General features: G+C 48.6%; 14 protein-coding genes and 1 riboswitch. Of the genes, 3 read left to right on the top strand and 11 right to left on the bottom strand.

The features are described 5' to 3' along the window. The first annotated feature begins 11 nt into the window (after positions 1-11). Positions 12-500, top strand: a complete 489-nt coding sequence (locus KDM89_RS05995) for a nuclear transport factor 2 family protein (protein ID WP_212687029.1) — start codon at positions 12-14, stop codon at positions 498-500. A gap of 365 nt (positions 501-865) precedes the next feature. On the opposite strand, the gene KDM89_RS05990 is transcribed toward KDM89_RS05995, so the two are convergent. From KDM89_RS05990 to nosZ, 6 genes are all read right to left on the bottom strand, one after another. Further along, positions 866-1,408, bottom strand: coding sequence for a nitrous oxide reductase accessory protein NosL (locus KDM89_RS05990; protein WP_212687028.1), 543 nt, complete (start codon positions 1,406-1,408; stop codon positions 866-868). Next, on the bottom strand, positions 1,405-2,220 hold the full coding sequence (locus KDM89_RS05985) for an ABC transporter permease (protein WP_212687193.1): 816 nt from the start codon (positions 2,218-2,220) through the stop codon (positions 1,405-1,407). The genes KDM89_RS05990 and KDM89_RS05985 overlap by 4 nt, the downstream gene beginning before the upstream one ends. A gap of 9 nt (positions 2,221-2,229) precedes the next feature. Beyond that, positions 2,230-3,216, bottom strand: a complete 987-nt coding sequence (locus KDM89_RS05980) for an ABC transporter ATP-binding protein (protein WP_438947505.1) — start codon at positions 3,214-3,216, stop codon at positions 2,230-2,232. 4 nt (positions 3,217-3,220) lie between these two features. After that, positions 3,221-4,504, bottom strand: a complete 1,284-nt coding sequence (locus KDM89_RS05975) for a nitrous oxide reductase family maturation protein NosD (RefSeq protein WP_212687027.1) — start codon at positions 4,502-4,504, stop codon at positions 3,221-3,223. Beyond that, the gene (locus tag KDM89_RS05970; RefSeq protein WP_438947504.1) at positions 4,501-7,083 is read right to left on the bottom strand and encodes a 4Fe-4S binding protein; all 2,583 of its coding nucleotides are present in this window, start codon (positions 7,081-7,083) and stop codon (positions 4,501-4,503) included. Before KDM89_RS05970 ends, KDM89_RS05975 begins: the two co-directional genes overlap by 4 nt. 367 nt (positions 7,084-7,450) lie before the next feature. Continuing rightward, complete coding sequence (gene nosZ / locus KDM89_RS05965) at positions 7,451-9,370, bottom strand: TAT-dependent nitrous-oxide reductase (RefSeq protein ID WP_212687026.1); 1,920 nt, start codon at positions 9,368-9,370, stop codon at positions 7,451-7,453. 406 nt (positions 9,371-9,776) lie between these two features. Here nosZ and KDM89_RS05960 point away from each other — a divergent pair, with 406 nt between their 5' ends. Together KDM89_RS05960 and KDM89_RS05955 are read left to right on the top strand one after the other, a co-directional pair. Then, a complete protein-coding gene (locus tag KDM89_RS05960; protein ID WP_212687025.1) occupies positions 9,777-10,184 on the top strand; it encodes a c-type cytochrome in 408 nt (135 codons plus the stop codon). Positions 10,185-10,206: 22 nt separating this feature from the next. Continuing rightward, a complete protein-coding gene (locus tag KDM89_RS05955) occupies positions 10,207-11,271 on the top strand; it encodes an FAD:protein FMN transferase (protein WP_212687024.1) in 1,065 nt (354 codons plus the stop codon). Positions 11,272-11,477: 206 nt separating this feature from the next. Here KDM89_RS05955 and KDM89_RS05950 read toward each other — a convergent pair whose 3' ends face one another. The 5 genes from KDM89_RS05950 to KDM89_RS05930 form a co-directional block, all read right to left on the bottom strand. Beyond that, the gene (locus tag KDM89_RS05950) at positions 11,478-12,866 is read right to left on the bottom strand and encodes a flavin monoamine oxidase family protein (RefSeq protein WP_212687023.1); all 1,389 of its coding nucleotides are present in this window, start codon (positions 12,864-12,866) and stop codon (positions 11,478-11,480) included. Positions 12,867-13,215: 349 nt separating this feature from the next. Beyond that, the gene (locus KDM89_RS05945; protein ID WP_212687022.1) at positions 13,216-14,130 is read right to left on the bottom strand and encodes a thioredoxin domain-containing protein; all 915 of its coding nucleotides are present in this window, start codon (positions 14,128-14,130) and stop codon (positions 13,216-13,218) included. Beyond that, positions 14,127-14,873, bottom strand: a complete 747-nt coding sequence (locus KDM89_RS05940; RefSeq protein WP_212687021.1) for a DUF4852 domain-containing protein — start codon at positions 14,871-14,873, stop codon at positions 14,127-14,129. The genes KDM89_RS05945 and KDM89_RS05940 overlap by 4 nt, the downstream gene beginning before the upstream one ends. A gap of 202 nt (positions 14,874-15,075) precedes the next feature. Then, on the bottom strand, positions 15,076-16,458 hold the full coding sequence (locus KDM89_RS05935) for a NarK family nitrate/nitrite MFS transporter (protein ID WP_212687020.1): 1,383 nt from the start codon (positions 16,456-16,458) through the stop codon (positions 15,076-15,078). Between the two features lie 21 nt (positions 16,459-16,479). After that, positions 16,480-17,754, bottom strand: a complete 1,275-nt coding sequence (locus KDM89_RS05930; protein WP_212687019.1) for an MFS transporter — start codon at positions 17,752-17,754, stop codon at positions 16,480-16,482. Positions 17,755-18,565: 811 nt separating this feature from the next. Then, positions 18,566-18,651, top strand: a riboswitch (cyclic di-GMP riboswitch). Positions 18,652-18,672 lie beyond the last annotated feature (21 nt).

Genomic DNA, 18,672 nt, shown 5'->3' with positions numbered 1-18,672 from the left:
AAGGAAATACCATGCAGTCACTATCCACACCCGTTACCACCGGCATTCTGCTGCCGCCATACACACTGGACACCGCGATCCAAAAAGTACGCATCGCTGAAGATGCGTGGAATTCACGCAATCCGGAAAAAGTGTCGCTGGCTTACACCGAAGACAGTCTCTGGCGCAACCGCGATCAGTTTCTTCAAGGGCGTGAACAAATCGTTCCGTTCTTAACGGCCAAATGGGAAAGAGAGCTGGAATACCGGCTGATCAAAGAAATCTGGGCGCACGATCAGAACCGTATCGCCGTGCGTTTTGCCTATGAATGGTGTGATCATCAGGGCAACTGGTTCCGTTCTTACGGCAATGAAAACTGGGAATTCGCAGCAAATGGTCTGATGGCAAAACGCTATGCCAGTATCAATGATCTGAAGATCAGCGCCGACCAGCGCCTGTTCCACTGGCCACAAGGCCGCCGCCCGGATGATCACCCCGGCCTCAGCGCACTGGGCTTGTAAGCCGCGTCCTGCACGATCAGCACCTCAAACCCGCATTTCAGGCCGTTTTTGACCTGAAATGCGGATCTGGGCACAGGTACCGGCTGCTCGTCGGTAGAAAGTCCGGGGCTCAGAAAACGGATGATGAGGATTTCTGCATAACACAGACACCGGCGGGATCAGAATTCCGAGAACAACACCGTTGCCCGCAGCGGAAATTACTGCCATCTGATCAGGTACTGGCGGTAACTTTCGGGGCCATATTTAAAGTACCGTTCAAGGCATTTCACGCCCCTTCCGTGTCACTTATTTGCCGGTGCAGATCACGGTGCCCGATTGCTGTCAGTGACGAACAGAGACGGGGAGCAGCAAGCAATAATCTGAAATTACATTTTTTCGTCGTGTAATGCGCCGCCGCTTAAATCCACCATACCTTTATTGATTTCCTTGAACCGCAACAATTTTCCACCCCATTCGCTCATATATTTTTTTGCATCGGCTTCCTGAGAAAAACTGGCGATGGTCGGCCCCATAGAACCCTGACGCTTACTGTCAACGACGTAATAGCCGTTTGACGGGTCCATCCAGTATTCACGCGGATTATCCCAGTTAGCTTTGCCCATATCCTGCACATACATGCTTTCGATTTTGCGTACTTGTTCCGGCGCGAGAACCGCATGAAAAAACTCGATGGTGTCGCAAAAGAAGCTAACTTCTTTTTCTCCCTCGTACTTAATCTGGGCTTTTGGTCCCGGGTAATCCGCCAGCGTCATACCGTCCAGACTGCAGATCTCTTTTTCTGTAATTTCTTTAGCAGCCGCTTGTCTGGCCGCCTTATCTTCGTCACAAGCACTTAAACTCAGAACTCCGGTCAATGCGAATGCCGCAAGGATGTAAGAGCCAAAAACTTCTTTTTTTTTGAATTTCACGATTTAAATCTCCATTGTGCCAGCCATACAGGAAGAACTATCCACTGCAGCATCACCAGAACCATTACCCAGGGCTTTGCCAGCAGTGGAGGAATAATGCTGCTGAAGCCATAAGTAGTACGGATATCATCCAGCGAAAAAATGTTAATAATCCGGAACACATCAGTCGGATTCAGTAACAGCAGATAAGCAAAGATATCTGCCCCGTAATGCCCGCTCGTGGTGACCAGCGCACCAAGCAGCAACAAATCAAAAACAAGAACGAAGAAAAACCACAAGGCGATGGCTAGCCCGGATGCGCGGGTACGCTCTCTGGTCACCACAGAAAGCAAAACTGCCATACTTAAAAAAGCCAGCCCCAGAAGCGCAGAACTACCCATAAATGATAAGTAAGCGCTCAAGCCCGACCAGCCAAACTGCTGTAGCATCAGTAACGCGACAAGTGAAAAACCCAGTGTCAGAGAAACTGTCAGTGTCGCCGCCAACCCCAGATATTTGCCGAGCAGAATTTCAAATCGTGTCACCGGCAAAGCACACAGTAAGTCCAGTGAGCCTCTTTCTCGTTCGCCAACGATGGTGTCGAAACCAAGCAGCAGTGAAATCAAAGGAATCAGATAGATCACCAGACTGACCAGACTGGTGATCGTGATTTCAATGGACTTCATGCCGACCTGCCCCTGCTGCGCACCACCAAAGTAAGTGATCACCAGAGAAAATACGGTAAATACCAGCGCAACCACCAGTACCCAGCGATTTCTTAAGCGGTCACGAAATTCTTTACCGGCCAGCGTGAATACCTGCATCCATTCCATCATGGTTTCCTAATCTGATATTCCGAAAAAAACTTCTTCCAGTGTCGCTTCCTGCAAATGAACATCCTGCACCAGACCCGGAATTTCCATCATTTTTTCCAGCACCTGCATTTTGTATGAACGCGGGCAATGCACTTGCAATCCGTCGGCAGTGATCCGAGTACTGACGCCGCGATTGGAAAAAACACTGAGCTGAGCTTCCAGCTTGCTGATATTGTGTGCAGCAATGACTACCCGCATAGTTAAAGGCAGGTGGGCTTTTTTTCGTAACTGATCAATACTGCCGATTGCCTGTATTTGTCCGGCAGCCATAATCGCCAGTCTGTCCACCCGCTCCTGTAACTCAGCCAGAATGTGTGAGGTGATCATGATCGTCACGCCGCGCTGCTTTAGTGTGTTGAGCACTGTATAGAAGTCACGTATCGCCTGCGGATCCAGTCCATTGGTAGGCTCATCCAGAAAAAGTACTTCGGGCTGCCCGAGCAATGCCTGAGCGAAACCGAGTCGCTGACGCATCCCTTTCGAATACTCGCGGACTGGCTTGCTGCCCGCGTGCTCCAACCCCACTTCGGTCAGCTTTTCGAGACAATGATTGCGGCTATCCGGCCCGTTCATACCTTTCAGTTTTGCAAAGAACTGCAAGGTTTCCAGACCATTTAAGTTATCGTATAAAACCACATTTTCGGGCAGATAGCCGATCTGACGCCGTACCTGCCGGAAATGGCGACCCTGTACCGATTTACCATTAATCAGTAACTCCCCTGAACTGGGAACAATCAACCCAAGCAACATTTTAAACAGCGTGCTTTTTCCGGCACCGTTGTGACCGATCAGGCCAAATATCTCGCCAGGATGCACCGATAAATTCACGTTCTTTACCGCGCTCAGATCGCCATACTGCTTACTAACGTCGCGCACTTGTATCACGCTGACGTTTTCACTCTGGGGCGCTGAATCTGCCAACAGCGCGCAAACTTCCTTCGTTTCCATGTTCATCGTTCTACATTCCCGGATAATGCATTCCAAACCAAAGGCCAATATTGTTATTGCCGGGGTGCATACGCGGATGCGGGTCCACAACACTGGGAACACGCAAAACCGGAAATTGCTGTGAAACACCACGCAATACCTGCACCGCAGGACTTCCCGCCAGCAACTGAGAGCTCGGATAGCGCCAGTTCATTCTGTCAACCAGATCATTTGCCTCGTATGCCAAATCGCCGCGCTGATCACCATTACGATCCCAGCCGACATAGTTACTCCAGTAATTTCCTGTGCGCACGCCCCATATTTCATCTTTTGCGCCGACATAGCGGACTTGCTCGCGATTTGCGACGAAGTCGTTACCCTCTACCTGGTTATAATTAGAACCCGCAGACAAATGCACACCAACACGGTTGTCAACCACAAGATTATTTTTCAGCGTGACATAACCAACATCGTAAATAAACAAACCCCGGTTATTGCCCGCAATAATATTATTTTCGATCACAGAATCCTGAATGGTACGCAGCATGATGCCGTGATCTGAATTGCCCCAGGTGCGGTTATTTCTGACGATCTGATCGCGTGTCTCCATCAGCGCCAATCCGCCGCGGTTATAGTAACTGTCATTGTCTTCCCACACGTTATAGTAGGAATTCATGTAATGACTGCCGTACCGGCTGTGATGCAATTTATTCCCTTTAAAAAGCGCATGATGTGAGACATCAACATATAAAGCATCGCGCACAAAACTAATATGGTTATTGATAATTTTCGCGCCATTGGTGTTATATAACTGAACACCGTTTCCGCGCTGAGAAGAATTGTAGTCACGCTTTCCTGTAATGATATTAGCTTCGATCAACACATCATTTGACTTCTCTATCCATAAACCAAACAGGTTATATGTCAGATCACTGTTCCGGACAACAGCACGGTGTGCCCCCGGATATATATAAATTCCCGCATTCTGATCTTTTAAGCTGTCACCGGAATCACGCACGATTAATCCCTCCAGAACAACATCGGGCGCTGTTACCCGAATGGTATCGCCACGCATACCGCCACTCAGCGTGGGTCTTCGCAGACCACGCAAGGTCAGTCGTTTATTAATCAGAAAATTTCCGACATAAACACCACGTTCAATCTCCAGCACATCTCCTTCCTGCGCCTCGGAAATCGCATCCTGCAATGAGCTTCCTGCTTTCACTAATACTGTCTTGGCATGAGTAATGGCCGCGGTGCTCCCCCAAAACACAAACAGCAGTAGCACATACCATCTTTTCAGAGAAATTCTCATACGTTCAGATCGGCAAAAAATTTGAGTATTAAGAACAAGCCTGCACCGATAATCAGATTTTTAAAACAGACATAACTGAACATATCCATCAGGCTGGCGTAACGGTATTGTGTGCGCCACCAGGGACCTTCTTTGACATAACGCTGGCTCAGCATACGCAGCACAAGCTCATACATGCTCCAGCCGAACCACAATGCAATGATCACCCCTGACTCCAGCCTTCCCATTGCCGCAAAAATCCATGCCAGACTCACGCCACCGGCAACAACGAATCCAGTCAATTGCCAGATTTTATTTTTTTGCCAGGCAGTGCGTTGCCATGGCCACAGATGATGCTTCAGCTCCTGCATCAGCCACACCCATCCGCGAGACTGAGTTAAGTGTGCCGGATAAACAGGTTCGCTTGCCATACGCGGATCAGGGCCAGCCTTCGGCACATTCCTGATTTCTTGTATCGGAATGAAATAGCCATCTTTTCCGATCGGTGTCATTCTGAGGCCCGCTTTCTCGCGTTGCTTCCGCTCTTTCGCCAAAGGCGGGCAAGCATGTGGTTCGGTGTACAGAACCATACAATCGAGGCAATGCAGGCATTCACGATGATCAATACGGCCATTCTTATCAATTGCCAGTGAACCGCAGCCAACTGCACAGGCCTTACAGGAGTTGCAGTCCTGCTTACGTTTCAGACCAAACCAGCGAAATGTGCTGGGAATGGCAAGCGCTGCGCCCAGAGGACAAATGTACTTACAATAAGGCCGCTCGATAAACAACGAAACAGCAAGCAATACGCATACGAACAAACCATAAGGCCATGCACGATGTGTGATACCGACCAGAAAGGTGGTCTTAAAGGGTTCAACCTCCGCCAATACTTCGGCAAGCCCCATGGAGAACAGGGAAACCGATAACAGTCCAAGAAATATCGCGTATTTCAGCCACTTCAATTTTTCATGAACAGCATGCGGAACATGCGACTGAAAACGCTTCAGACCGATTTTTCCAGCCACCTTATACAGTGCCTCAGAGAGTGATCCAAACGGGCAAAGCCATCCGCAGAACAAGCCTCGTCCGTACAGAAAAACGGTCAGAATAATAAAAATCCAGAATACGAAAATAAACGGATCACTCAGGAACAGTGACCACGTCCACTGGAACAAAATGGAATGAAACCAGGTCAGCACCTGTGTAATGGAAGGTTGCGCCATTGCACCGAAGCCCACAAAACCAATACTCAATACCCACGCGCTGTATTTAAAGAGATTGACCGGCCATTTATTCTTAAGAGTGGAACGACGAGTCAGTTTTTCACGGAAGGCATAGGCAACTGTCACTGACGTCAGTAACAGAACAAACAGAGCGATAGACAGTGCACGACTTTTCCAGATACCTATCCATGCAGCATCGGCCGTATCAGCCTGAGGCCGCCCTCCAATAAGCAATTCATCTGCCAGCCACAAAGTTTGCTCAAAATTAGCAAAACTTTTTGTGCCGGTTGCACGATCAATCCGATTACCGAGAAAAGCAAGAGTCCATGGATATGCTGGTGAAAACGCCTGAGAACGAATGATGAAAATCGCGGATTCATTGTATGCGGGTGCACCCTGTGCCTTTACACCATATAAGTTCACGTAATCTAAATCACGGAATGTAAAAGAATCAGCGCCCTGCTTTACCCGTATCCGGTCATACATACCACCGCGCACAAAGCCTGACCCTTTAAAAGATTCATTCCCATTGCTGCGTATAATAAAAATCGCATGTTCACCTTCCTTCAGATGCGCACGCAAATTCTGGTAATTATCTTCCCCCAGCAGACTGATACCAACGTCCGGATGATTCAGATCTCCGAACCACATTTCAATAAATGGCGTATCTGATTTAGGAAGACCTACCTGCTCCGTATGCACCAGAATTTTCTTTATACTGCCCAGGCTAGCAAGCTCGTTCCAGCTATATTTCTTATTTTTTATCTTGTAATCCGGTTGCAATCTCACCGTAGGTGCCAGAATCCCAACCTGCTTCGCCACCGCCGTTCCGGCAGCCATCATGACCTGATTCTGCACAATCACTGTCACGGTTGCACCGGAAATTGCATCGACTCCGAGTATCCCTTCTGCTGGACGACTTGGACCAACTTCGATCTTGTCGGCAACGGATCTTCCTATGTATTGCTGATTGAATTTCAGTAAAGCAGACTCAGGAATACCCAGTAATAAAATTGGCTCGGAATGCTTTAGCACTTTGATTCCGACAAATTTTCCCTGTATATCCATACCAATCAGGGTAACGACAGGCTTACCGGAATACGCTGGCGTGTCAGTAATATCGGTGGACAACATCACATAGCCGATCAGTTTTTTTTGTCCGCCTTGTTCGCTGTATGCTTCAACATATGGGGGATTTCCTAGGCGCTCTGAGAACGATGCCGCATCAGGAAATACTTCTCCGCACGGCACCAGCGCGCACATGTCTTTTGCTGTTTTCAGATTTTCGGGCAGTACTGCTTCATACGCACCTGTACTGGCATAGCTGAATGCAGGCATGAGCCCGTATATCATCAGACAGGAAATTATTTGCATACACATTGCCATCCATCCGGATGACCTGCCGGACACGCCACTCATACACCTGAAAACCATACTCATTTCCTCACGAATTCAATCTTCAGACAATCCGCTATACCACCGATATACTGCGGAAAACTTCAGCCGTACGCAGATTCGTTTTCACGACGCTGGTCTGCAGAATGCTTACGTTTTTATACGTGGAACCGTTTGATATAAACGAAGCTCCGTTTTTTCATTAAAACTTATCAAAGAACATTTCACTACTTTTCTAAAATCTTGAATTAACCTGAATTTTTAAATTTCGCTGATTTGATGTGCTTTAAAATAAAAAAGGTAGCGCCCGACCTAGGTCAAACGCCACCTGAGCTACAACTACCGGTTAAGCTTCAACGATCATGCGTGTACGCATCTCCAGATGCAGTGCATGACAGAAATGGGTGCAATAACACCAGAACACACCCGGTTTATCAGCAATAAAGCTAACCGAGGCGGTTTCTTGTGGATTGACAATGAAATTAATATTGTATTTAGGAATAGCGAAGCCGTGAGTCAGATCTTCGATCTTGTCCAGATTTGTTAAAATCAGCGTAACTTCATCACCTTTCTTCAGTTTGAATTCACGCATACTGAATGCCGGTGCCAAAGATGTCAGCTTGACTGTCACCTTTTTACCGTTTCTGACCACACCGGAATCTTTGGCATCTTTTACTGCTAACGGAAATTCATCCAGATCGTACACTTGCTTCGGACGTACCAGATCGCGTTTAAAAATGATGAAATCATGCGGCTCACCACGTACAGGGTGATCTGCCATCAGAACCATTTTCTCGCCGGAAATATCGATTAACTGCTCATTCTCCGGATGTAAAGGTCCAACCGGCAGGAAGCGGTCTTTCGAAAATTTGCAACCTACAGCCAGATATTTACCATCCGCTGCCTTTGTCTCAGATTGCGATGCATTTAAGTGGCCTGGCTGATACTGAACATCGAGCCTGTCAACCACGTACTTCGCTGTTTTATCTCCACTGTGGAATTTAATCGCTTCAGCCACATTCCATTTCACAATCTGCGAATCCAGGAATAAAGTCGTAAAAGCATTTCCACGGCCATCAAACGCTGTATGCAAAGGGCCCAGTCCTAGCTCTACTTCAGCGACAATCGCACCGTCGATTTTTTCCAGTTTTCCATCAAACCAGTCCAGCACTCTGGACAGCTCAATCACCGTAGCCGTTGGTGACAACTTACCAGCACAAATGAAATATTTTCCGTCCGGGCTGGCATTAACACCATGCGGGTTTTTAGGTACGCTGACATATGCTGTTAATGCAGTTTTTGCATCTTTGTTCGCAGCATGAGTTCCGTCAACGACAGGTACTTTTGAATCGCCGATTGTCTTGAATTTTCCGGCTTTAACCGCCTCTTCAATACGCGCAACGTTAAAAAACAAGCAGGCATCACGTTCGGCTGACATCATATCTTCATAATGCACGCCCATTTCAGTATTGTACTGATTGGTTGCTGCCAGCTTACCATCGTATGAAGTCGCGACCAGATCACAATTACCATCAATCAGCACCTGCCAGCGAACTTCCATTGTTTCTGCATCCACACAAGAGAACAGTGAACGATACTGGCTACTGTCATCTGTACCGACATTTGGCAATGGCACAGAGAACTCACCACCACAAAAAACACGGGTGGTATAGTTAATTTTCTGGTCAACCGGATCGCGTTTATCCGGGAAAATTCCGTGAAAACCCTGCACATTAGGCAACTCAGTAATTTTGTCACAAATAAAATAATCGAGTCGGATACGTGCAATTCTTGAATTAATTTTGTCATTGATGAACGCATAGCGCCCATCATAATTCCCGTCTTTATAAGAGGCATGGGTGTGATGAGTGTCGGCAACAGTATATTTCAAGCTACCGTCAGGTTTGGTTCCCATCACTTTCTTAGATTCGTTTGTGATACCCCAGCCAACCAAAGCATCAGGTACGAAACAAGGAATACGTAAAATTTCTCTTCCGGACGGGATGCCCAGAACACGCATATCACCTGTGTGGCCGCCACTCCATAAACCATAGTATTCGTCCAGCTCACCCGGCTTTAAATGCGCAGGATTCGAACTTCCCTGTGCATGCGCACTGGCCGATCCTGCTGCCGAAGCTGCCATGGAAGAGGGTTTTTCAGAGCAGGCAACCAGACCACCAAGGCTCGCTATTGCAGCAGTATTCAGAAAACTACGACGACTCGTCAATGCTGTACTACCACTTTTTAATTTTTTATCTTCGCTCATTACTAACCTCTCATGTCAACAGTACGAATACCCACTTAAAAATCGGAAAACAAGTTGAAATCCATGTATTTCAAAGACGAATCTAATTCCCGTTTTTAGCCGTAAATGCCCGGCACTCAAAATGATATTTTCAAAAAAAAATTCCTGATATCAGGTTTTATTTGTATTTTTCAGAAAATGACTTTTGTGAGAATTGATGAATGCATTCCGAATCATGCTACTGACATGCATTAAAAATAATTGACGCGAGTCAAGAAAATACATACGCGGTTCAATTTGTTATTTCAGGTTGATTTACTACAAGCCTGATATTGGTTGAAAATTCTCCATACGCATTTAATGTATCTTTTCAAGTATTCAGACCGATATCCGGTACACGCTATTTCGCCATAATGAGGATTTAAAAATGAAAAAAACGACGCTAATCTTAGGCTTACTCATCGCTGCAGTGTCTTTGAGTGCCTGTAACAAATCTGCTGAAAATACAACCACCAAAGAATCCAGTCCGTCTGCCAGCAGCACAACCCCTGCCAGCCCGGCAACACCGACAGTTGCTGAAAATCCGGTGGGGAAAAAAGTCTACGGTTCAACTTGCTCTATGTGCCATGCGGCGAACGTTGCCGGCGCACCGAAACCCGGTGATAAAGCAGATTGGGCTCCCCGAATTCAACAAGGTATGGATGTTTTGTATAAACATGCATTAGAAGGTTTTACCGGCGCAAAAGGACAAATGCCAGCACGCGGCGGTGCGGCAGCACTCAGCGATGATGAAGTTAAAGCCGGTGTGGACTTCATGGTGAATCAGTCACGTTAATCAATTTTGTGAGGATTCTGTAATGCGACAACACCCTGCTTCAGCAAGCCGTAACGATCCCTACTTTCAACAACGGCGTCGTCTGGTGTTGTCGTTGCCTGCGTTCGTCTGTGGCGTCGCCATTGCTGCGCCTCCGGTTCAAAGCGATATCCTGCGGATCGCTAAGAACATGATGGGTACACAACTGGAAATCTGCTTGCAGGGACGCGATCCTGCTGCATTGAAATTGGCAGCAAATGCCGCGATGCAGGAGATGGACAGACTTTCACAAATGATGAGCCGTTTTCATCCGACATCCGTGGTCAATGCCCTGCACTACGCGTCAGGTCTGCGTCCGATTCCGGTACCTCCGGAGTTGTTCAGCGTGTTACGCATGGCGAAAGAACGCTCACAGCAAAGTCATGGTGCTTTCGATCCGACTGTCGGCGCATATCAGGGTTGGCATTTTGACGGCACGCACAACCAGAGCCCAGCCTCATCTGAGCTGGCACAACAACGTCAGCTCGTTGACGCACAGCATTTGATTCTGGACCAGGAGCACGGGACAGCCTTTTTGCAGCAAAGAGGTATGCGTTTGGATTTAGGCGGCATCGCCAAACTTCCTATTTTGCAAGCCGGTTTACGGGTCATAGAAAGTATGGGAATTGAGCATGCCATGCTGAACGGTGGCGGAGATGTTTTTGTTAAAGGACAGCTGAATCAACACCCATGGCGTATAGGACTACGTGATCCGCGCCAGCCGGAACGCCTTCTTGGTCAAATAGAACTCAGTGACGGCATTGTTGCTGCATCGGGCGATTACGAACGCTATTTCTTTGAGCAGGGGCAGCGTCAGCACCATATTCTGAATCCGGGCACTGGATTGCCAACCCGTGGTCCGCATGGTCTGGCTCTGGTAGTTCGTCATACGCCTTCCAGTCTGAAGGATATAAATGGCCTTGGTGCAGCGATTATGGTGACAGGCAGCGCACGCGGTCGCCAGATGCTGGCAAACCTTCCGCATATAGACGCATTCATTGTCAATCATGATCAGTCGCTTTGGTTCTCAGAAGGCATGAAAAATCGCCTGCATAGCTTAGCCACATAACTGCTCTCGTATCTCTTCCATTTCCAATGGCAAACACAAGGTTGCCTGTTTACGGCCCGAAACAGAAAAACTGATTCCGTCAGGGTGTTTCCGGTTCTTGTTTACTAAGATGCAAGCCCGCAAATTGGCGAAAAGATCCTTGATCGGAATGTACCAGGCAGTAATGCCTTTGCAATTTATCCAAAGCGATCTGACGACGATTCGGCTCAGCGCCGAATCTTCTGCTTCAGAATTTCACCGGCAGCGCGTAAGCCGGACTGATAAGCGCCATGTACGGTCTGATAATATTTTTTTTCAGTAGCTTCACCGGCAAAAAATACTTTTCCCGCTACGTTACGCGCCAGATCATCGCGTTGTGCCGGTGTGGAACCGACTGCATTAAAAGAATACGAACCGCGTGCAAACGGATCTGAATTCCAGCGGGTGATCACCGCATCCAGCGGCATGGCAATGGGTTTACCGAACATGGTGCTGAGCGTGGAGACTGCACTCCGGATGATTTTCTCATCGCTCCATGCTTCAATCCGGCTGCCAAACTCTGCAGCATTAAAGCCCATCAGCACAGGCTTACCGGTAGGACGCGCAAAGCTGACCCACTCCACCCATTCACCGGCATGACCGGTGCGTGGTAAATGATTCAGCCAGTCCAGATTTTTATTCCAGAAAGTTTCAGGGAACAGCAGGCAGCATTTGTTCAGTACGCCAAAACCGAGCTGACCGATAGCCGCCTGTTTTTGCAGTGGCAATGCGGGCGTGAATTGCACATTACCTGCCTTCAGCACACCGAGCGGCAAAGTCACAATCACCGAGCTTGCGGTAAATACTCCCTGTGTGGTTTCAATACTGACGCCCTCTTTTTCACCATAATGTATTGCGGTGACCTCGTGACGCAAACGAATATCCAGATCTTCTGCCAGTGCGTTGGTAATGACTCGATATCCATCCGGGAAAAGCACTTCGTCGCCGGTATAAGAACTGCCATCATCAAACCATAAGCGTGATAACTGGTCAGCCGAGCCGCTGTAATCGTGCTCAAAATTTGAGTTCAGTGTGAAATCAATGATGCGCTGTTCCAGTGCTGAGCGTGTTTCATAATCCGTTTCTGCATACACCAGCTTACGCAATGATGAATCCGGGCCACGGCGGCTTTGCTCAGCAATAGCTTGATTCACTTCTTTACGGATGCTGTCGATTTTCTTTTCATCGCGGCTGTTCAGCGCAGAACCATCACCATTGTACAGTTCCGCTTTTTCATATTCCGTCGTTACGGTACGTGCACCGATTTTACGAGCCAGTTTTGCAATCGGATTGGCAGGTCCGGCACCGTGTATCCACGATGCACCAATGTCCAGCGCCGGACCGCGCCAGTTGGCATAGGTATGAATACGGCCACCGGTACGGTCGCGGGCTTCCAGTACGATGACGTCAATACCTGCGTCGCGTAACTGCTTTGCGGCGGCCAGACCGGCAATCCCGGCACCGATGACCAGCACCTGCGCTGACTTTTTTTGCCCGCCAGGAAATGCTGCGAGTGCGCTCAGAGACAGTAAAGGCGATAAACCGGCTCCGGCTTTTAAGATGGTTCTGCGTTTCATACAGGTCTCCTGTTCAGACGACTATTTGTGACTCAGCACTTCACCGGCTGCAAATCGCGCGTAGTTTATCGGCTGACAGGATGATTGAAAACAGAATTACGCCGGACTGCAGCATCGGGCAGGATTCAAACTCTTCGTCGGCACAGTCCGCTTGCCATTACAAACAGTCTGCGTCTTTGCTGCTTTACCGAATCAATATCCGACGTATTTTCTGAAGTTCGGCCCTGGCCTCGCTGTGCAGAGAATATCCGGAGAAATGGTAAAGAATTGACAGAGATGTATACGGAAAAGGAAGAAAAAAGCCCCGCTGCTTGCGCAGAAGGGCTTTTTGCAGATAGCGGTAATACCTTTACTGGAAGAACAATTTCTTTCTTTCCATTTCCTGCGATTTTTGTTTGACTTGCTCCAGCTTATCAGCACCGGACAAAATAGTACCGTCGGCAAATACAAAGGATGGCGTTGGCAGGTTTTCGCCGGTCAGCAGGTTCAGGTCAGCGGTTTCGTAGCGTGCCAGTTCCTGACGGTCACATTGGGCATCAAACATTTTGATGTCCGGCAGCGGCTTGGTAGCGACTTGTTTACGCCATTCGGCAACTTTGTCTTTCGCGCAGTAGACCCGGTTTACATAAGGATAATCTTTCATCGGATTAACGCCGAAGGTGACGTTAACGCGGAACGATAGTCCGCTTTCCACCAGTTTCGGATCCAGCGCTGCTGAATACGGGCAAGACGGACTACTGATCAGTACAAAAGTCGGTTTTTTACTGCCGACTTTCGGCAAATCATCCAGATGCAGATGCGGGAGAATCTGCGCCAGATACGGTAAGGCATCCGCACCGTTGCGATAGCCTTTATCTTTATCGTAAACAATCAGCGCATCCGGATTCTTTTTAAACATACCGGTGCGTGTGATAAAGCCAGCGCCGTTCGGCAAAAACAACACGATCGCGCGGGACTCGAAAAGATAACCTTTGTTCTTCATCCATTTTTCAAATTCCGCCGGGTTTTTATCCATATTCGGCGCAATGTGACGGAATGCGAACAAACCCGGAATGGCCGAAACTGTCCACGCTTCATCCACATCGGTCGTCTTCACATAGGAAGACCATTCAATCTGCGGCAAATTATTATTCGCCTGCAAATTAGCGACCAGTGCGGTGTAACCATCGACCGCTTTGCGCAGATCACGGTCCAGGTTTTGTGCGAATGCGCCGCCGGCCAGCAAAGCGGTTGCGGCGATTCCCAGGATGGTTTTTTTCATCATTGCTCTGCCAGTACGTTGCCGGCTTTGTCAACGATCTGCAGTTTCATCAGTTCACCACTGATCGTTTTTTCACCGATTTTGGTGTCGCCTGCGAAGAAGTAAGCTACAACTTCGAAGCTGTTATATTTTGTTCTCAAACCTTCAATTTTGCGCGCGAGTTCTTCATTGTCGATTTTAAATTTACGGAAACCTTCGCCGTTCGCAAATGTGAACCGGTATTCGTTTGTACCGTCGGTGAAGAACTGAGTTGCACCATCGTAAGGTACCGACTTACACAGAAAAGATTTCGATTCAAAATCGTATTTATCCAGATCAGAGGAACTGCCGACCGCGATTTTGTAGTATTTCGATTGCTTTGCTTTTTCAACTGCAGCATCAATTTGTGGTTTTAACGCTGCCAGTACGTCGCGGCGTTTGAATTCGTCCTGCTCATAGACATATTTTTGCGGTTCCAGAATGGCGGCAACTTTTTCGTATTCAACTGGTGCTGTTGACGCAGCGTAATACGCAAACATCAGCTGTTTGCCGTCAGTCAGTTTTTGATAATTGCTGAACGGTACGGATTTATCCGCCTTTGGTGCTGCAGAAGCTGGCTTTGCCTTTTGTTCCGGTGCTGCAGCACTGGCTGCTTGCACCTGAGGCTGTGCTGCCGAATCGACAGAGGAAGCGCTTGTTTCTTGTTTTTTCGAGCAGGCTGCCAGCATGACAGCAGCGATCGCAACGCACATCAGTTTCTGATTCATCCGTTTCTCCGTGCAGATTTTTGATTGACCGGACTATGCTATGCGGGCGGCAAATGACAAGCTATGGAACATCTGTTCTATGGACAGTAAAGACTATTTCGGTTATTGCGTGTGGCTAACCTGTATCCTGAATATACGAACAACAAACAAAAACCCCCTCTGCGACGAGGGGGAAATACCACAAGTGCCACAACAGTGATGATCAGCAAGGCATTTCTGCGCCTTTGCGGGAATAGAACCACCAGGTAATGACGAGGCAGGTAATATAGAAGCCGACGAAGGTGTACAAAGCCATGTCCGGGCTACCGGTCATTTTGATGGATGTACCGAAACTTTGCGGGATGAAGAAACCACCGTAAGCACCAATCGCGCCGGAGAAACCCAGAACTGCAGCAGATTCTTTCGAAGCTTCCTGACGTGCCTGTACCATCGCCTGCTGTCCCTGACCTTCAGCAGCACGTTCTTTCATTTGCTGGAAAATGATCGGAATCATGCAGAAAGTTGAACCGTTACCAAGACCTGTCAGAATGAACATCCCAAGGAAGGATGCCAGGAAAATCGTGAAATCATGACTGTGAAGCGCAGGCACAATGCCTGCCACGATGACTGCGCTCATTGCTGCAAAAACCCAGAAGGTTAAGCGTGCGCCGCCGATTTTGTCGGAAATAATACCGCCGATAGGTCGCACCAGTGCACCAGCCAAAGGGCCGAGGAAGGCAAACTTCGCGACATCAATTTCAGGGAACTGCGATTTGATCAGCATCGCAAAACCGGCGGAAAAACCGATGAAAGAACCAAAGGTACCGATGTACAGCCAGCACATCAGCCAGTTGTGTTTGCGTTTGAAAATCACAGCCTGATCTGCAAATGATGCTTTGGCAGATTCAATATCGTTCATGAACAGCCACGAAGCGATGGTGGCAATCACAATCGGGATCACCCAGATAAAGCCTGCATTCGCCAGCCAGAACGTTGCTGTCTGATGGGTTTTCGGATTCAGAAATTCAAAGCCGCTGCCGGAAATACTGGCACCGAACACTGCGCCGGAAATCACCATCGGTGTGAGGAACTGCACAACGGAAACACCCAGATTACCGATACCGGCATTCATCCCTGTCGCGTAACCTTTGCGGGCTTTCGGGAAAAAGAAGCTGATATTCGCCATACTGGAACTGAAGTTGCCGCCGCCAAGACCGCACAGCAGCGCCAGCACCAGTAAAGTGGTGTAGCTGGTGGTCGGATCTTTCAGTGCCATACCCATACCAATAGCCGGAATCAGCAAACTGGCGGTAGAGATCGTTGTCCAGCGGCGGCCACCGAACACCGGCACCAGAAACGAGTAAAAAATGCGCAGTGTGGCACCTGACAAAGCGGGCAGCGCTGTCAGAAAAAATAACTGATCTTTGCTGAACTGAAAACCTGCTTTGTCCAGATTGGCAGCGACCACGCTCCACAGCATCCAGACAGAAAATGACAGCATCAGACAAGGGATGGAAATCCACAGATTGCGGTTCGCAACTTGTTTGCCGGTGCGCTGCCAGAATTCGGCGTGCTCCGGTTCCCAGTGGGTTATTGTGCGGCTCATGTTAACTCCTGATTAATAAAATTACGCTTTAGCCAGTGCTGCTTGTGCAGACAGCATGGATTCGCGACGGAACTGATAATGCATCCCCACCAGCGACACACAAACGGTGCCGTACAACAGCATGAAGCAGGAACTGCGCACGCCGGTCAGATCCAGCGCTGCACCAAAGATGATTGGCAGAATGAAGCCACCCAAACCACCGGCCAGACCAACGATGCCGGATACCGCGCCGATATTGCTGGAATACTCATCCGAGATAAATTTGAAGACCGAGGCTTTACCAACCGCCATCGCAATACCGACGGTAAACATCAGGGCGGTGAAGGCTTCTACGCCGATACCGATATGGAAGGTTTGCGGGCCTTTAACGGTGATCACGGTGAAATCGGTTTGCGGATACGACAGCAGGAAGAATGCGACCCAGCATACCCACATCACCCACCATGTCACTTTGTAAGCACCGTAACGGTCAGACAACCAGCCACCGAGCGCGCGCAGCACACCACCGGGTAAGGAGAAGCAAGCAGCCAGCAGCGCCGCATGTTTCATATCCAGACCGTATTCGGTGACGTAGTACTTCACCATCCACAAGCTCAGACCAACGTAACCGCCAAACACCACGGAGTAATACTGGCAGTAACGCAGCACGCGTGAGTCTTTCAGCATGGCCAGTTGCTGACCGAGACTTTCTTTCGAAGTCACCTGATGGGAAGGATCAGATGCAGAAAAAATCCAGAACAGAATTGCCGTACCCAGCATCAGCGCCGCGTAGACTTTTGGCACCATCATCCAGCCAGCGCTGGCGATAATGACCGGCGCAACGAATTTATTGACGGCTGCACCGGAGTTACCGGCACCGAACACTCCCATCGCCAGACCTTTACGTTCCGGTTTGAACCAGCGTGCAACATACGGTGTACCTACCGAGAAAGAGCCGCCGGCCAGACCGACAAACAAACCCAGCACCAGGAAGTGCCAGTATTCGGTGGCGTAGCTGATCATGTAAATCGGAACGACGGTACTCAGCATGAGGATAAACAGCACGATGCGGCCGCCGAAACGGTCGGTCCAGATACCGAGCGGTACCCGCACCAGCGAACCGGTCAGCACCGGCATGGCAGTCAGCAAACCGAACTGGGTTTCATTTAATTGCAGCGCGGTTTTGATCGGAATACCGACCACACCGAACATCATCCAGATGGTGAAACAGACGGTGAATGCCAGCGTACTGCTGCCGAGCACAAAGTATTTTTTTGATTCTGCAACGGGTGCAGAGGGTGGCACAGATGTAGCCATTTTTTCTCTCACTTATTCTGTTAGTGGCACTATCAGATTCTAGAGAGCGGCACAATTTTGCCTATTCACCGGAAGACCAGCCGGCGCTAGTTATATTGCGGCCTGCGCTAGTCCTTTTGAACTAGCAGGCTGTCAGTCAGACCATGGCATGGCGACGGAAGGACAGAACATCGGGCTGATGAAGGCAGCGGCTGATGCGACACTTCCGGTGATGGCAGATCATTGGTGGCTGATCATTAGTGACTGAATAAAAGCACGGAAAAAGTCGCAGTTCGGGTTGTGATTCAGGTTGCGATTTGGTTTGAGTTCCGGATCGCCGTTCAGGTAGCCATTCAGAGCAAACAGTGAAGCTTAAAAAGTTAAGCGTAAAAAATTCAAAGTAAAAACCAAGAGCTACAGGCATTCATTGTGCAGGTATCCGCATCAGGCAAATTCGCTCCGCCAGCTTTTCTGCCGACGACCAGCCAAGTGCTATGCAGAACACCGCATTTCGCACCATTTCAGTGCAATCTCAACAACAAATGAAGGTCTCCGGCAAATGTTTCCGGAGATGTTACTGACTGTTGCAATCCGGCGGTCAAAAAGCCCTGAAAACAAGCATTCCGATGCAAGCGTTGTGTATTTCAGCAACAGCTAAATGTGAAGTAAACAGCAATTTTTTCGTAAGAATTATTTAAATCAATGACCGGATAACAAGGTTTTGAACGGAAACGTGGTTAAGGTAACCATGTTTCTGAGCAATCGCTACAATGTTTAACAAATATTCTTAAATCGTAACGATTGTTACAGTCTACACTTGCGTTGTAGTTTTTATTTTTGAGGGCAAACCCGTTGAAAATCGGGGACGCAAAGCTTCCGGCCTAAAGCACATGATGCAATGGTAGCGGGGTTGCCAGTCTGTAAGACTGTACAGGCTGA

The organism is Cognatundibacterium luofuense, from assembly GCF_018139685.1.
GTDB classification, from domain to species: Bacteria; Pseudomonadota; Gammaproteobacteria; order Burkholderiales; family Burkholderiaceae_D; genus Undibacterium; species Undibacterium luofuense.
Note: the sequence above shows the minus strand (reverse complement) of the source record. Positions and strands in the feature narration are given on the sequence as shown.

What these genes read in the sequence shown, in the direction of transcription:
- KDM89_RS05980 (WP_438947505.1), bottom strand. Translation starts at nt 3,216, where the DNA reads ATGAACATGGAAACGAAGGAAGTTTGCGCGCTGTTGGCAGATTCAGCG.
- KDM89_RS05975 (WP_212687027.1), bottom strand. Translation starts at nt 4,504, where the DNA reads ATGAGAATTTCTCTGAAAAGATGGTATGTGCTACTGCTGTTTGTGTTT.
- nosZ (WP_212687026.1), bottom strand. Translation starts at nt 9,370, where the DNA reads ATGAGCGAAGATAAAAAATTAAAAAGTGGTAGTACAGCATTGACGAGT.
- KDM89_RS05930 (WP_212687019.1), bottom strand. Translation starts at nt 17,754, where the DNA reads ATGGCTACATCTGTGCCACCCTCTGCACCCGTTGCAGAATCAAAAAAA.
- KDM89_RS05955 (WP_212687024.1), top strand. Translation starts at nt 10,207, where the DNA reads ATGCGACAACACCCTGCTTCAGCAAGCCGTAACGATCCCTACTTTCAA.
- KDM89_RS05960 (WP_212687025.1), top strand. Translation starts at nt 9,777, where the DNA reads ATGAAAAAAACGACGCTAATCTTAGGCTTACTCATCGCTGCAGTGTCT.
- KDM89_RS05945 (WP_212687022.1), bottom strand. Translation starts at nt 14,130, where the DNA reads ATGATGAAAAAAACCATCCTGGGAATCGCCGCAACCGCTTTGCTGGCC.
- KDM89_RS05940 (WP_212687021.1), bottom strand. Translation starts at nt 14,873, where the DNA reads ATGAATCAGAAACTGATGTGCGTTGCGATCGCTGCTGTCATGCTGGCA.
- KDM89_RS05970 (WP_438947504.1), bottom strand. Translation starts at nt 7,083, where the DNA reads ATGCAAATAATTTCCTGTCTGATGATATACGGGCTCATGCCTGCATTC.
- KDM89_RS05985 (WP_212687193.1), bottom strand. Translation starts at nt 2,220, where the DNA reads ATGGAATGGATGCAGGTATTCACGCTGGCCGGTAAAGAATTTCGTGAC.
- KDM89_RS05950 (WP_212687023.1), bottom strand. Translation starts at nt 12,866, where the DNA reads ATGAAACGCAGAACCATCTTAAAAGCCGGAGCCGGTTTATCGCCTTTA.
- KDM89_RS05935 (WP_212687020.1), bottom strand. Translation starts at nt 16,458, where the DNA reads ATGAGCCGCACAATAACCCACTGGGAACCGGAGCACGCCGAATTCTGG.
- KDM89_RS05995 (WP_212687029.1), top strand. Translation starts at nt 12, where the DNA reads ATGCAGTCACTATCCACACCCGTTACCACCGGCATTCTGCTGCCGCCA.